This is a genomic window from Microcoleus pseudofavosus SVA1_A4 (assembly GCF_036700565.1).
Classification (GTDB): Bacteria; Cyanobacteriota; Cyanobacteriia; order Cyanobacteriales; family Microcoleaceae; genus Microcoleus.
Genome location: NZ_JAUBPE010000051.1, coordinates 21,226 through 37,051, shown reverse-complemented (window position 1 = coordinate 37,051; position 15,826 = coordinate 21,226). Strand labels below are relative to the sequence as shown.

The 15,826-nt window shown below is 47.0% G+C and carries 6 protein-coding genes; 3 read left to right on the top strand and 3 right to left on the bottom strand.

Annotation, left to right across the window (positions count from 1 at the left end; translation table 11 throughout):
• Nucleotides 1-1,403: DUF4347 domain-containing protein (locus QUA02_RS20905; RefSeq protein ID WP_333030323.1), on the bottom strand; the 1,403-nt coding region annotated here is incomplete at its 3' end.
• A gap of 204 nt (nt 1,404-1,607) precedes the next feature.
• A complete protein-coding gene (locus tag QUA02_RS20900) occupies nt 1,608-5,444 on the bottom strand; it encodes a CHAT domain-containing protein (protein WP_445305191.1) in 3,837 nt (1,278 codons plus the stop codon).
• 566 nt (nt 5,445-6,010) lie between these two features.
• Between QUA02_RS20900 and QUA02_RS20895 the strand changes: the two genes are divergently transcribed.
• Nucleotides 6,011-11,809 carry an AAA family ATPase gene (locus QUA02_RS20895; protein WP_333030321.1) on the top strand — a complete coding sequence of 1,933 codons (5,799 nt, stop codon included), beginning with the start codon at nt 6,011-6,013 and terminating at the stop codon, nt 11,807-11,809.
• A 201-nt stretch (nt 11,810-12,010) separates the two neighbouring features.
• Here QUA02_RS20895 and hisD read toward each other — a convergent pair whose 3' ends face one another.
• Nucleotides 12,011-13,324 (bottom strand): histidinol dehydrogenase, encoded by a 1,314-nt coding sequence (hisD, locus tag QUA02_RS20890; protein WP_333030336.1) that lies wholly within the window; start codon nt 13,322-13,324, stop codon nt 12,011-12,013.
• 897 nt (nt 13,325-14,221) lie between these two features.
• Between hisD and rpsT the strand changes: the two genes are divergently transcribed.
• Together rpsT and QUA02_RS20880 are read left to right on the top strand one after the other, a co-directional pair.
• Nucleotides 14,222-14,521 (top strand): 30S ribosomal protein S20, encoded by a 300-nt coding sequence (gene rpsT / locus QUA02_RS20885; protein WP_333030320.1) that lies wholly within the window; start codon nt 14,222-14,224, stop codon nt 14,519-14,521.
• 210 nt (nt 14,522-14,731) lie between these two features.
• Nucleotides 14,732-15,511: a TatD family hydrolase gene (locus QUA02_RS20880; protein ID WP_333030319.1), complete on the top strand. Its 780-nt coding sequence runs from the start codon at nt 14,732-14,734 to the stop codon at nt 15,509-15,511.
• Nucleotides 15,512-15,826: the final 315 nt, after the last annotated feature.

The following is a 15,826-nucleotide window of genomic DNA, read 5'->3' as shown; positions in this document are numbered from 1 at the left end:
TTTCCTAACAGAATAGAGACATTGCTAGAACCATAGTTCACCACAGCTAGGTCAACTTTGGCATCTCCGTTAAAGTCTCCTACGGCTATGGAATTTGGATTTGTGCCCACACTAAAGTTGGTAGCGCTGCCAAAGTCGCCAGTACCATTTCCTAACAGAATAGAGACATTGCTAGAACCATAGTTCACCACAGCTAGGTCAACTTTGGCATCTCCGTTAAAGTCCCCGACAGCCAAAGCCGGAAATGCATACTGCACCGTTAAGTTGGTACTCAAATTCAATGCCCCGCTGCCGTTGCCATTTGCCAGAAAAATTTGGACAGCGCCAGAGGTTTGGCCAGGATTGAAAACGGCTACTGCCACGTCTGAAAAGTTGTCGCCGTTAAAATTCCCAACGACAAGCGATACAGGGCGTGCTGCAAATGGAGTGGGGCTGCTAAAACCGCCCGTACCATTTCCTAAGAAACTTGAGAGGGCGCCGCTAGTGCCGCTACCCCCTACTGCCAAGTCAGGGAAATTATCGTTGTTAAAATTGCCGATGGCGATCAAGGTGGGATTTGACACTGCCAAGGTAGGAATAGGCGCGGGATTAAAGCCACCAGTGCCATTTCCTAACAGGATGGAAACAGTGTTAGATCCTTGGTTTGTTACAGCTAGATCGGGTTTGCCATCCAGGTCAAAATCACCCGTAGCAATACCGTAGGGATTTGTCTCCACGCCAAAGTTTGTTGCAGCGCCGAAAGTTGAGAGAACATATTCGTAAGCTGCTAATACTTCGGGTTCAAATACTAGCGGTGTTTTAATTTCTCCGGTTCTAACTTCTAATTCCCAGTCGCCGCCTTTTGCAGCACTTCCCGTCAGCTTTTTGGAAGCTGCCACCGACGCGCCAGTTAACTCACTCAGGCGTTGGAGGAATTGGTTAGGTTTTGTGGGTTTTGTAGCACTTTCAACTGGGCGGTTAAAACCGCTACTGCACAAACTAAACCCGCCTGCGCGGGTTGAAATTCCATAGTCCGCGTAGACGGACTTCGTTTGTATAGCCGCGAATTTTATTCGCCAGGGCTGATTAACAGCCGCTACGTTACACCCATACAGGAGAATATCGGCACCGGGAATTAGTGCTTTGCGCCACTGTTCGAGTTGAGGGCCGAAGCTTTCTATATTGCTGCTATTGAGTGTAATTAAACCGAGTTGTACCGCACCTGGACTGCCGTGAGAGATGATGTGGATTGCTTCTATATTTTTTTCAATTGCTAACCTTTCGGTAATTTGCTCAATGCCATCCCGCGCTTCATCTAGGATAATTACTTCAGCCTTTGGAGAAACGCCGCTAATTAAACTCTGATAATCTTCAACATTTGACTCAATAAAAACTAGAGTTGAAACATTTTTTGCCCGTATCATTATGCAACCTCTTTAATTGTTGAGTTTTATAGGTTTCACTCAAATAGAACTTACAGCAGATTCCACGTTTATGAAGTACCCCCGCCTATCGTTCTATCCGCGTAGAGACACGGCGAAAGCCTTTGTCCCTACACTTCATTAACTAGCATCTGATTGCGAGCTACGCCTAAATTCCTTACGATTGCTTTGTTCCTCGCAATGACATTACCAAGGACTCCCAATCATCGTGAAGGCAGACCAATAATAAGGATGGGAGAGATTTTCATTAGTCAGTTTAGCTAATTCTGGCGGTAATTCTAACTCCTTATTTAAGTTTGACAAAATTAAACGACCATTTTCAATGCGAACTTGACCTTTAATCATAGCAATTTGAGCCTGCCGCAAAGCTTCAGCTTTAATCGGCGCAACTTTCAAGTTATGGTAAAATTCAGCCATTAACCCTAAAGTACCTTCATCGCTGACGTACCAAAGACTCGCCAAAACTGACTTCACCCCCGCTTGCACAGCTAACCCCGCAAAACCTAATTCGGTGTCATTATCACCCACAGCAGTTTTACAAGCGCTCAACACCAATAGCTCAACTTTAGGCGGCTGATTCCACCCTAGTTCGCGCACGCGATCGAGTGTTAACCTGCTATCTGATAACTGAATATAAGAATTGCTCGGTGCTCCTGGCTTAAATTCTCCGTGAGTGGCGAGGTGAATAATCCGATAGGCTTGGGCGGTGCGTTGTGACGTAAGATTATTGAGAGTAAAGGTTTGGTTGAGGAATGATTCGCCTTTCCATTCGGAGGCAATAGCATTAAGTTCTGCAGGCACTGCTGGCAAGGGTTGGTTATTGGTAAATTGTGATGCTCCCATTGCTAAAACTTCAGCATTTTTAACACTTTCATAGCTAGTATCGGTTAAGTTGACGCTGGGAATGAGTCCGATGCTGTATTTTTCTACTAGAAATTGAGAACCGTCATGGAGGGCGGCTAAGGGAAGCGATCGCAACCCCGCATCCATACTAAAAACTAGCGTATCGATGCCCTGAGCTTTCAAATCAGCTTCCAAGGGCGCAATTATCCACTGGTAAAGTTGTTGGGATGCTGGCAAATAGCTCTGAGTATTGCGTTGTATGGGATCGAGAAGTTCAGACCTGAAGCTGGCGGCGACTTTCATCAAAGTTTCGCGCCGGGCGGTGGGAATGCTTTTATGAATTGGGATGCCCGTAGGGGGGACGACGATCAGGTCTAATTGTTCAGGGCGGGCTAAGGCGTAAATAATGGCTGGTTTTTTACCAGTTTGGTTGGCGATCGTTCTAGTTCTTTGCTGTATGGCTGTAAAAGATTGCAAATCCCGCCTGATTTCCTGGTTGACGTATGACCCCACTTGTTCGCTATAAAAGATATCGATAAAGAAACTGGCTTGAGGAATATCGCCTCTATCGATCAGTCGTGTGAGATCGCTAAAGCTAACTCTACTTAGAGGCGATGCCGTTTGGACAACTTCGCTTACCCAATCGGATCTGTAGTTAAAAAGAGATTCAATTCTATTAATGATATTCAGGTTGCCAGATTGGGCGATCGTATTGGTAATTGAGATATCCGGTAAGGGGAAGGCGGCACCAAGAGACGGAGATAAAGTTGGTGTCGGAGTAGATAATGGCATCGGGGCTAGCATTTCAGGCGCAATGGAGGGCACAATCAATATCGGAGACGGTATTGCTTGTGGAATTGGCGCAGGTGATGGCGTTGGTTCTAGTATTAAAAATGGCGCAGGTGATGGCGTTGGTTCTGGTATTAAAGATGGCGCAGGTGATGGAGATGGTGTCGGTTCCGATGTTGGAGATGGTGTCGGTTCCGGTGTTGGTTGTGGGGTTGGAGATGGTGTCGGTTCCGGTGTTGGAGATGGTGTCGGTTCCGGTGTTGGTTGTGGGGTTGGAGATGGTGTCGGTTCCGGCGTAGGCGATGGCGTTGGAGATGGTGTCGGTTCCGGTGTTGGTTGTGGGGTTGGAGATGGTGTCGGTTCCGATGTTGGAGATGGTGTTGGTTCCGGTGTCGGTTCCGGTGTTGGCGATGGTGTCGGTTCCGGCGTTGGAGATGGTGTCGGTTCCGGCGTTGGAGATGGCGCGGAAGTAACGATCGCAATATTGCCCTGAGTGTAAGTGCTAGGCGGCACCGGCACCGCGAACTGCGCCGAAATTGTTTCGGAACCTGATGTAATGGCTCCCGCCGTCCCATTCGTTGTCGCATCGCCGACAATAAAAGGTGTAATCGTGCTCCCCGCGTGTCGGATCGCGATCGCGCCGCCACCGATGCCATTATTAGCGCTGGAAATGCTCGCATTTACACCGCTGCTATCTGTAAAAGTGCCACTGACTGTGAGAAGATTGCCAGCCGTGAGGTCAATACTGCCGCCAGTAGACTGAAGAGTGCCTGTAACGGCGATGTCGTTGGCAGCTTTGAGGGTAATATTACCCCCAGAAGTGGCGATCGCATCCAGCGCAATGTCCCCTCCAGACTCCAAAATCACAGGCCCGCCTGCTGTCGAAATCGCTCCCACTCCGATGCTATTGCCCGAAGCAACACCCGGTGAAGCAAAAAATGTCTCCCCTGCGGTGACATTCGGCGGCAGATTCGCAGCATTCGCCAAAGTCGAAACGCCCGATCGCAGAATTAAAGCTGCACTACCTGAAAGCACGGCCGCATCTGGATCTGCGGAACTTGACAAAGTAGTATCTGGCCCAGTGATACTAATATCTCCAGCCGCGATCGCGCCTTTTGCTTCTACCTTAAGTGAGCTTCCAGTATAATCTCCAAATCTCACATCTCCCTCGGAGCTAATAATCGGGTCGTACAAACTCACAAACCTGCCGCCGTTGCCTGCCAATGTGAGAACACTAACATTACCTCCCGCAGCGAAGTGAGCATCGCCCGAAACATTGCCGTTACTCAATAATGCGATATCCCCTGCGGATTGGAATGCAGGGTTAGGGTAATTTAGCGCGAAGATATCAATATTTTGATTACCTTGTATAGTAAGATTGCCGCCTGCGATCGCCCTGAAAGGATAACTGCCATCCCGCACCCGCACCGTATCTCCTGCCAACAGATACAAATTGCCCTCAGTAAGTAGCTGGCTTTCTACCAAAGTGAGATTACTGGCTGCCGAGAGTGTAGCATTCTGACTATTAACAGTAGAACTAGCGATCGCCACATCTCCGCTTTCCACCCTCAAACCCGCCGTCAAAACCACTTCTCCTGCACCGTTAACGGAGATACCAGTAGCAGAGTTCCCACCTGCGCCAGCAAGCAATTGCGGAAGAGACAAAGGCAGGGATAATTGCCCATTCTGTGTTAACAATCCCCCTTCAACAACCCCAATTTCTAAACTTAATAAATGTCCTTCTTGACTAAGCCGTATAGCATTCTCACCGGGAACAGCAGCGACAATAATATTACCTTGGGGAGCATTGAGGGAACCCGTGCTGACTACAGTACCGCCAATTAAAGTTATATCTTGTCCAGGCGATACTGCTAAATTACCTGCATTGAGGATACTTCCCGGTTGGCTGAGATTAAAGTAAAAAGTGTTCGGACTTCCTATGAAGGTACTGTAATCGTTCGCTCCTGCAACATTAAACAAACCGGAATCAAAACCGATGTTAGTAGCAGTAGTAGCTGTAAAAGCCGCCGGAAGATTCAAGCTAGCATTAGGGCCAAAGATAATGCCCGAAGGATTTATTAAAAACAGGTTGGAATTGCTGCCACTTACTTGAATTAAACCGTTGATAATAGAAGGATTGCCGTCTACTACCCGACCCAGAATGTTGCGAATAGCCGGATTAGAGATGAAATTAGCAATTTGCCCTTCGCTAAGCCCAAACTGTTGAAAACTGTGGAAAAGATTCGCTCCGTCTCTAGAAGTTTGGCCGCCTGTAATATTGAAGCGATCGCCGCTTGGCGTGACAGTAGTGCCAGTTCCATCGGGTGCGGGAACAATGGGTTGTCCTTGTACCACCGCTGTACTCAAAATAGTGGCTGCGATCGCTAGCATTGCAGCACCATGTATAGGAAAGAAGGCTAGTTTCATTAACTTTTAGCTGGCAGAGCACGTATCTGACAATTATAAGTTTAAGGTATTGGCTGGTCAGTGCGGTCAACTGCGGCGTAGACTTAGCGATTAAGAACGTCGTCACCATCAGGGCGGTTGCTATACCTGAAACCCACATTCTTCATTCTCAACATTCACGATCGGTTCTTAATTATTTTTAGCCACTAATAAAGCTATAATTTATAGTTTTATACCGTACATTGACTGATAAAAAACGTTTTAAACTCATAATTTATTATGTTAAAAATAGAGTTTTGTGTGTAATTATGGTGTGTAAAACCCCAGCCTGCGTAATGTGGGCTGGAAATCAAAGCAAAAGTGCGATCGACTGTTGGTGCACCTTACAAATCAGGCGATCGAAATCGGGGCTACCACAAAGTATTTGCAGGCTATTACCCAAAAAACTCAACATTTGTTAACAAACCTTATTTTTGCTTTTGTAACGCGCTATGCTCTAGACAAAGCTGGTGCCTTTTGACTTAGCGTTAATTTTTAGCAAAAAAATCAATATGCTCTCGATTCCAGGCATTACGGTTGTGACACTTCTCTATGAAAGCGCCAACTCTCTAGTTTACCGGGCGATTCGGGAAGCAGATCAAAGGCCGATTATCCTCAAACTTCTCAAAGAAAGCTACCCCACACCTCAAGAATTGCTGCGCTACCGCACCGAATACCGCATCACCCAAGAGTTGAAAGAGGCGGGAGTCGTGCGAGTCTATGACTTGCAAAAATACCAAAACAGCCTCGTGATGTTTGTGGAGGACTTTGGCGGCGAATCCTTGACAATTTGGATGCAGCAGCGAAAGTTTACTCTGGAGGAATTTTTACAAATTGCGATCGCCACCACTGAAATTTTAGGGCAAATTCACAGAGCCAATATTATCCATAAAGATATTAACCCCTCGAATATTGTTTACAACCCGGAAACGGAACAATTAAAAATTATCGACTTTGGCATTTCCACTCAGCTAAGCCGAGAAACACCGATAGTGAAAAACCCCGGAGTTTTGGAAGGAACTCTCGCTTATATCTCGCCCGAACAAACTGGCAGGATGAATCGCACTCTCGATTACCGCACTGACTTTTACTCGCTTGGCGTCACTTTCTATAAATTACTCACAGGAAAACTGCCTTTTGAGACAGAGGACGCTTTAGAATTGGTTCACTGCCATATAGCCAGACAGCCAGTACCCACCCACGAAATTGAGCCAGTAATTCCCCTAATTGTGTCTCAAATTGTCAGCAAACTAATGGCAAAAAATGCCGAAAATCGCTATCAAACGGCATTAGGCTTAAAGCATGATTTAGAAACTTGTCTGGTTCAATTACAAGAAACCAATAACATTCAGACGTTTGCGTTAGGAACGCAGGATATTACAGATCGTTTCCTAATTCCCGAAAAGTTATATGGCAGGGAAACAGAAGTTTTTAATCTCTTAGCAGCCTTTGAACGAGTCAGTACAGGTAGCGCCGAAATGATGCTAGTCGCTGGCTTATCGGGCATTGGTAAAACCGCAGTAGTGAACGAAGTGCACAAGCCGATCGCCAGACAGCGGGGCTATTTTATCAAAGGCAAATACGATCAATTTGGGCGAAATATTCCCTTCAGTGCATTTGTGCAAGCATTTCGTGAATTAATGGGACAATTGTTATCAGAAAGTGACGCTCAGTTACACAGATGGAAAACCCTAATTCTCACAGCAGTAGGCGAGAGCGGGCAAGTCTTGATTGACGTAATTCCTGAGTTAGAACGCATCATTGGCGCTCAAAGTCCCGCGCTACAACTGTCGGGGAGTGCAGCACAAAATCGCTTCAATCTGCTGATGCAGAAATTTGTGCAAGTATTTACTACTGCCGAACATCCCTTAGTGATATTTTTGGACGATTTGCAGTGGGCGGATTCGGCATCTTTGAAGTTATTACAACTGTTGATGGAGGATAGGGGGCATCTCTTAGTATTGGGCGCTTATCGAGATAATGAAGTCTCCCCTGTTCATCCGTTTATGTTAACAGTGGATGAGATTGTTAAGTCTGGGGCAGTAGTGAATACTATTACGCTGGAACCGTTGAGCCAAAGATATCTGAATCAGTTGGTAGCAGATACGCTGATTTGTAATTTATCCTTGGCCGGGGCCTTAACAGAATTGGTTTATGAAAAAACTCAAGGAAATCCCTTTTTCTCGACTCAATTCCTCAAGGCTTTGTATGAAGATGGTCAAATTATTTTTGACCCCCCTCAATCCCCCCTTACTAAGGGGGGAAGTAAAGGGGGGTGGCAGTGCGATATTGCTCAAGCTAGACTTACCCATGCCTCGGATGTGGTGGAGTTTATGGCGGTGCAATTGCAGAAGTTGCCCACAGAAACTCAGGATGTTCTCAAACTTGCCGCGTGCATTGGGGCGCAGTTTGATTTAGAGACATTGGCAATAGTCAACGAAGAATTACCCCAACCAACCGCATCAGCGCTGTGGGAAGCCTTGCAAGAAGGGCTTATTTTACTGATTGCAGAAGGCTATGATTTAATTCAAAGAGATGCTCAATTCCCTCATGGGCCTGTGGCTAATCCGATTTATAAGTTCCTGCACGATCGCGTCCAGCAAGCAGCTTATTCCCTAATACCCGAAAACCAAAAACAAGCCACTCATCTCAAAATTGGACAGTTATTCCTACACAAATATTCTGACATAGAAAGAGAGGAAAAACTATTTGATATTGTCGGGCATTTGAATTTAGGGCAAGAATTAATCAGCCAGCCAAGCGAGCGGGAAGCCTTAGCACAACTTAACTTAGAAGCCGGACGCAAGGCAAGAAATTCTACCGCCTACGCTGCGGCCAATATCTATCTGCAAACAGGAATCGATCTCTTGAGGGCTAACTGCTGGCAAACTCAGTATGAGTTGACCTTGAATCTCTATATTGCTGCTGCCGAAGCCGCCTATTTGAATGCTGACCTTGAAGGCATGGAACAAATGGCAGAACTGGTGTTGCAAGAAGCTAAGACGATTTTAGACAAAATTAAAATTTACGAAATTTTAATCGCCGCCCAGACAGCCCAAGGCAAGATGTTGGAGGCGATCGCAGTCGGTAGAGAGGCCCTGCAACTATTGGGAATCGATCTCCCCACCGAACCTGACGGAGCCTTGATTGGCAAAGCGCTACAAACCCTGAACAGCCTGCTCCACGAGAAACAGATTGATGAACTGGCGGATCTGCCTTTGATGACAAATCCCCAGACTCAAGCAGCTATGCAACTGTTAAGAATGTTACCGGCACCGATTTTCATGGGAATGCCCGGTTTGCTGCCCCTGCTTAGCTCGACGATGGTGAGTTTATCGCTCTCCTTTGGGAATGCACCCGCATCAAGCGTGGGGTATGCAATTCACGGTATGGTGTTGTGTGGTTTTTTGGGAGAGGTAAAAACAGGCTATGGCTTTGGTCGATTGGCACTAAGCTTGCTGGAGAGGTTCACTTCACGGGAATTCAATTCCATCATTCTGATGATGTTTGGGGCTTTTATGCAGCATCATCAGGAAGCTATGAGAGCCGCGATATTAACCCTGAAAGATGGCTATACGGTTGGGATGGAAATTGGCGATTTGGGTTACGCTGGCTACAGCATAATCAATTACTTTCACGCCAAATTTTTGGGTGGGGTAGAACTAGAGACTTGGGAACCCGAACTAGCAGATTACAGGGCTGACATGGCGCAGTTGAAACAATATTCTGCTCAGATTTTTTTGGATATGAAACTGCAGACGGTGCAGAATTTGAGGCAAGCCGGTATTCTGTCGGATTGCTTAATCGGAACTGCTTACGATGAAACGGTGATGATTCCTAAGCACCATCAGGACAATGAACTCACCGCGATCGCTGATGTATACATCTCCAAACTGCTGCTTGCCTATTTATCGGGCAATTATCCGGCTGCCTTAAACCATATTTGCCAAGCCAAGCCGTATTTAATGGCATTATCGGGATTGATTTTTGTTGCCGCTTTCCATTTTTATGCAGCCCTAACATACTTGGCGCTATTTTCCACACAGCCAGAAACCGAGCAAGCTGAAATTATTACTCAGGCGGAAGCCCATCAAACGACTCTGCAACAGTGGGCGCAAAATGCTCCGATGAATCATCTGCATAAATGGTATTTGGTTGAGGCCGAAAAACATCGAGTTTTGGGCAATAAAGCTGAGGCGATTGAAATGTACGATCGCGCCATTGCTGGAGCTAATGAAAATCAATTTCTCAACGAAGAAGCCCTTGCCAACGAACTAGCAGCAAAATTTTATTTAGAATGGGGTAAAGAAAAATTTGCCCAACTCTACATGATTGAGGCATATTATTGTTATGTTCAATGGGGAGCCACTGCTAAGGTAACAGATTTAGAAACGCGATATCCCCAGTTATTGATATCAATTCAACCGGGAAATAAAAACACTAAAAATACCGCAACAGTGACGACCACTGGTTCGGGTAATAACTTAGATATTACCACAGTGATGAAAGCTTCTCAGGCAATTTCTGGAGAAATTGTGCTGGATAAGTTACTGTCTAGCTTGATGAAAATTTTGATTGAAAGTGCAGGGGCGCAAAGAGGCTATCTAATTTTATCAAGCCAGGGAAAGCTATTAATTGAAGCTCTTAGCGAAGCCTCGCATGATAGTGCAATAGCGGCAATAACTTCCCAAAAAGTCACCGTATTGCAGTCAATTCTAGTTGAAGATTGTCAGGAACTTTCCGAAGCAATTGTTAATTATGTGGCTCGTACTCAAGAAAGCGTGGTACTGGATGACGCTGTTCGAGAGGGACAATTTACCAACGACCCCTACATCCAAAAAAATCAGCCCAAATCAATTCTCTGCGTGCCACTAATTAACCAAGCTCAAATTGTCAGTATTGTTTATCTAGAAAACAATCTGACAGCAGGAGCTTTTACGCCAGAAAGAGTGGAACTATTAAAAGTGTTATCTGGACAAGCAGCTATCTCGATTCAAAATTCTCAACTTTATACACAAGTCCGCGAAAGTGAGAACCGGCTCGCTCAATTTTTAGAAGCAATCCCAGTCGGGGTGTCAGTGCTGGATGCTTCTGGCAAACCTTACTATAATAATCGCGCTGCTATCCAATTATTAGGTAAAGGAGTTCTTCCGGCAGTCACCAGCGAGCAAATATCCGAGGTTTATCAAATCTATCAAGCGGGAACAGAGCAGGAATATCCGTCTGCAGAATTGCCTACTGCGCGGGCGTTGAAAGGGGAAAGCGCTACTGCTGAGGATATGGAAATCCACCAGGGCGACAAGATTATTCCGATCGAGGCTTGGGGTACTCCCATCTATGATGAAAAGGACAACATTTCTTATGCAATTGTAGCCTTTCAAGATATCACGGAGCGTAAAAAAGCCGAAACAGAGCGCATTAGATTTACCGATGAATTGTTCCAACTCAACAAAGCTTACGAGCGCTTCGTCCCCAATCAGTTCCTCCAGTTTTTAGAGAAATCAAGCATTATTGATGTCGAATTAGGCGATCAGGTGCAGTTGGAAATGTCGGTGTTGTTTTCCGACATTCGCGACTTCACCACGCTTTCGGAAAGCATGACGCCGGAGGATAATTTCAGACTTATCAATTCCTATCTTTCTCGCATGGAACCCGTCATTAATGAAAATAACGGGTTTATTGATAAATATATTGGCGATGCGATTATGGCGCTGTTTAGCGGCGAGGCGGATAATGCGGTGAAAGCCGGAATTGCGATGCTGCACCGTCTCGTTGAATACAATCAAAATCGCGCTAATTTTGGCTGTGCGCCGATTCTGATTGGGATTGGCATCAATACTGGAACTTTGATGCTGGGAACGGTGGGCGGTCAAAATCGCATGGACGGGACGGTAATCAGCGATGCGGTGAATTTAGCTTCTCGCGTGGAAAGTTTGACGAAAAATTATGGGGTGTCGCTATTAATTACCCAGGAAACTTACTCGCGTTTAGAAAATCCATCCCAGTACGCAATCCGCACTCTCGATACGGTAAAAGTCAAGGGAAAATCAGAAGCGGTGACGGTTTATGAGGTGTTTGATGCAGATCCGCTAGAAATTAAAGAGGGCAAGTTAGCTACGCTGGAATTGTTTGCGGAAGCGAGGGCAATTTACTTGGAAGGGAATGTGGCTGAAGCGACGCGACTGTTTTCCGAGTGTTGGCGTCAGAATCAGGGCGATCGCGTTGCTAAAATTTATTGGGAACGCTGCCAGCAGCAGGCACTCTCTCCCCAATCGCAAACAGCCATGACTGATGCCAGCGACCCCGATTAGTTTTTCTCTGGGCGTTTTGGTCGGGAAGCACCGCGCCACCCGTGTCATTTTCACCCTCACGATGTCGGTGGCAAGTAAAAGTTATTAACTTCAATATGAGATTTTAGCTCTCAAGAAAGTGAGATTCCTAGATTGTTGCCTACTTGCAACAATCTTTCTTTTCCCACCAGCACCAACCATCTAAAATCTACCAACTAGAAGCTAAAATTCTGCATCCTCATCATTTTCAGTCCGCAGCCGCACCGAATCAGCGTGAGAAGGAAGCCCCTCTGCTTGGGCCAAAACATTAATCGCTTTACCCACCTTCTTAAGTGCCGCCGGCGAATATTGAATCAAACTCGAATGCTTCATAAAAGTTTCCACCCCCAGCGGCGAAGCATAGCGGGGAGCTCCAGAAGTCGGCAAAGTGTGATTCGGGCCCGCCAAATAATCACCTACAGCTTCCGGCGTCGAGCAGCCCAAGAAAATCGCCCCAGCGTGGCGAATTTGGTCGAGCAAAGCCCAGGGATCTGCAACTTGCAATTCCAAGTGTTCGGGAGCAAACTCGTTAGACAGTTCCGCCGCCGCTTTGAGCGAGTCAACTACCACGACTAAACCATAGTTGACGATCGCCTTTTCCGTTAAAGTCCGGCGCGGGTGATTTACCAGTTGTCGTTCCACCTCAGCCACTACCTTCCGAGCCAGCACCGAATCCGCCGTCAGCAAAATCGCCGACGCCATCGAATCGTGCTCAGCTTGAGCCAACATATCCGCAGCTACGTGTACAGGATTCGCCGAACCATCAGCAATAATCAACACCTCCGAGGGCCCCGCCAGAGAATCGATCCCCACAGTCCCGTAAACCAGTTTTTTAGCCAGGGTGACGTAAATATTCCCCGGTCCAGTAATTAAATCCACCTTGGGAATACTTTCCGTACCGTAGGCCAAAGCCGCGATCGCCTGAGCCCCGCCTACCCGATAAATCTCATTAACTCCCGCTTCCTGAGCCGCTACGAGCACCGCAGGATTCATTTTCTTTTCCTGTCCGGGGGGACTACACATCACCAGTCTCGGAACCTTGGCGACCTTCGCAGGAACCGCATTCATGATCACCGAGCTGGGATAGGATGCCTGACCGCCAGGAATGTAGATTCCCGCTCGATCGACCGCAGTGTAGCGCTTGCCCAAAACAATCTCATCATCACCAAACTGCACCCAAGACTTGGGTACGCGCTGTCGGTGAAACGCCTCTACCTGTTTGCAAGCTGTGCGGATTGCATTTAATAATTCTTTCGACACCTGTTGGTAAGCAGCATCCAATTCGGCGCCGCTCACCCGTAAATCTTCCACATTTAAAGTCATGCGGTCAAATTCAGCAGTGTAGTGCAGCACAGCCTTATCGCCTCTGCGCCTTACAGCTTGCAGCACCTCCCGCACGGTGGCTTCTTTGTGAACGACAAGTTCGTCATGGGTGCGATCGCAGATCCGTCGCAGTTCAGCTTGTGCCTCAACCCACTGAGTAATGATTCGCAGCATGGAGATTAGGAATGCCGTCAATAATTCACTAACATTTGCTTGACAATTGGGAATTTTTGTGGCGATATTCTGGAGAAGTCGGCGACCACCAGTCCACAAACTTAAACCGCGAGACTCGCGGCATTTTCCCCGCTTCAGTGCAGCGTTTAAATCTCTGTCGAGGATTTTGCCACACTGAGAACAAGTCACAACCTTCCTTAGAAATTGCCCGACAGAGAGCCGGGTGCGGAGGGAGAGGGTTGGAACGCAGAGGGGGAGAGTGTCCGAGCCCGAGATTATCCGAGGGGGAGAGTGTCCGAGCGGGAGAATTTTGATTCTGCCTTCTACTTTCTACCTTCTGCTCCGGCTGCCTTCTACCTTCTACCTTCTGCCTTTTGCCTTCTACCTTCGGTAAGTGCTTCGGCAAGAAGCCCAAATAACCCGTACTCTTTGTTATAGCTTAACTTGGATTTTTCAGGGAATGCGATTTTAAGCAGAATAGATGCTATATTAGTTTTTCCCACACCTGATAATTTTTTTATAAAAAAACGCCAAATTATTGTACAATTGAAAATTGCGCGCAAGAAACCGTGACTTTAACTGGTGACGGTGGTAACCCCGCAACACGCCTCCTTAACACCCGTGTCATACCTTTGGGTATCGTCAGGGTAAAAAATAGGCAGTTAAATCAGTCAATAAAAAATTATTGCGCGACGATCGTATTCGGGATCGATGCAAAAAAGTAGCCGCAGACTCAGCTCAATCTGAGCCAGTGGGTAGTGGCTGTCTGAATCAGCCTTTAAAAATCAAGCTTTTTGTGGCTCGATCCCGAAAAGCTTGTCCTTCAAAATCCCCGTGTCTTTAGACAGTCTTTAGACTAGGGTGTATCAATGAATACCTACTTCCAGCAACTGAACTATGGCAAATATTAAGTCCGCCGTCAAACGAGTCAAAATCGCCGAACGCAACCGCTTGTACAACAAATCTTACAAGTCAGCGGTCAAAACCCTGATGAAGAAGTATTTCGCGGCTGTTGACAAGTACGCCGCAGCTCCGAGTCCTGAATTAATGCAAGAAGTCCAGCAGCGAATGTCTGAGGCATACAGCAAAATCGACAAAGCTGTCAAAAAAGGTGTACTCCACCGCAACAACGGCGATCGCAAAAAGTCCCGCTTGGCAAGAACCCTCAAGCCGCACGAAGTATCTGTAGCATCTTAAGGAAGAAGGAAGTTCGGCAGCGAAGCAGTTTACAAGATTTAAGGGATGGATGTTGAGGGAAGAAGTCAAGCGTGAAGAAGGAAGACGGAAGACGGAAGACGGAAGATTTTTCCCACACACTCTCTGCCACTCCAACTCCCAGACTCTCTCACTCCCCCCTCGCCCTATCCCATCAGGACTCTCCCGTATCACCTCTAATCTGCTTCCCCCATGCAGCTCATCGACACTCACGTTCATATCAACTTTGAGACCTACAAATCGGAGTTAGAAGCCATTCGAGAACGCTGGCGCGAAGCTGGTGTAGTTCGGCTGGTTCATTCTTGTGTAGAGCCAGAAGAGTTTGCCGGCATTCAAGCAATCGCCAATCAGTTTGCAGAAGTCTCGTTTGCAGTGGGACTCCACCCCCTAGATGCCGACAAGTGGAAAGACGAGACTGCGAGCCAGATAAGGGAATTAGCGAATTCGGACTCTAGGGTAGTGGCGATCGGCGAAACCGGACTGGACTTTTATAAAGCTGACGATCGAGAACACCAGTTTAAAGTGTTTGAGGCACAGCTTGAAATCGCCCAGGAACTTGACAAACCAGTCATTATCCACTGTCGCGACGCCGCCGCCCCAATGGCCCAAATGCTGAGGAACTTTTGGCAAACACGCGGGCCAGTGCGCGGGGTCATGCACTGCTGGGGAGGCACACCCGAAGAAACCCAGTGGTTTTTAGACCTAGGTTTCTACATCAGTTTTAGCGGAACAGTCACCTTTAAAGGCGCCTTGCAAATACAAGAATCAGCTTGTATGGTAAATAGCGATCGCATCCTAGTCGAGACAGATTGCCCTTTTCTCGCCCCCGTACCCCAGCGGGGAAAACGCAACGAACCAGCCTACGTCTACTATGTAGCCGAGCAAGTTGCTAAATTGAGAGGAGTTTCTCTCTTAACTTTGTCCCAGCAGACAACCGAAAATGCCTGTCAGCTATTCGGCTTTTCAGTTTAGCTTATTCAGAACAGAGAAACGAGGAAAACAGGTCGAGTTAGGGGCAAGCGATAGGGATAATCGCATCTATATGCTGCCCTAAAAACCGAATTCATCCTTTATTTCAGATTCTTTTGGCGTTGCCTGTTGCGATCGGATTTGCGTCCTATAATAAAAGAACCGACCGATCGGGCGTTGGCTTAGTATCCGCGACTGCGATGTCGCCCGCTTGAGGCCAACACAACGCGAGTACGCTAACCTTCGGGATCGCCAAAAACTTCACGCAATACCTCAAACTTACACATAGCGAAGAAACTTGGAACCTCAGCAATTTGG

Excerpts from the sequence above, each read along its gene's own strand:
- QUA02_RS20900 (WP_445305191.1), bottom strand. The coding sequence starts at position 5,444 with ATGCTAGCGATCGCAGCCACTATTTTGAGTACAGCGGTGGTACAAGGA.
- QUA02_RS20895 (WP_333030321.1), top strand. The coding sequence starts at position 6,011 with ATGCTCTCGATTCCAGGCATTACGGTTGTGACACTTCTCTATGAAAGC.
- hisD (WP_333030336.1), bottom strand. The coding sequence starts at position 13,324 with ATGCTGCGAATCATTACTCAGTGGGTTGAGGCACAAGCTGAACTGCGA.
- rpsT (WP_333030320.1), top strand. The coding sequence starts at position 14,222 with ATGGCAAATATTAAGTCCGCCGTCAAACGAGTCAAAATCGCCGAACGC.
- QUA02_RS20880 (WP_333030319.1), top strand. The coding sequence starts at position 14,732 with ATGCAGCTCATCGACACTCACGTTCATATCAACTTTGAGACCTACAAA.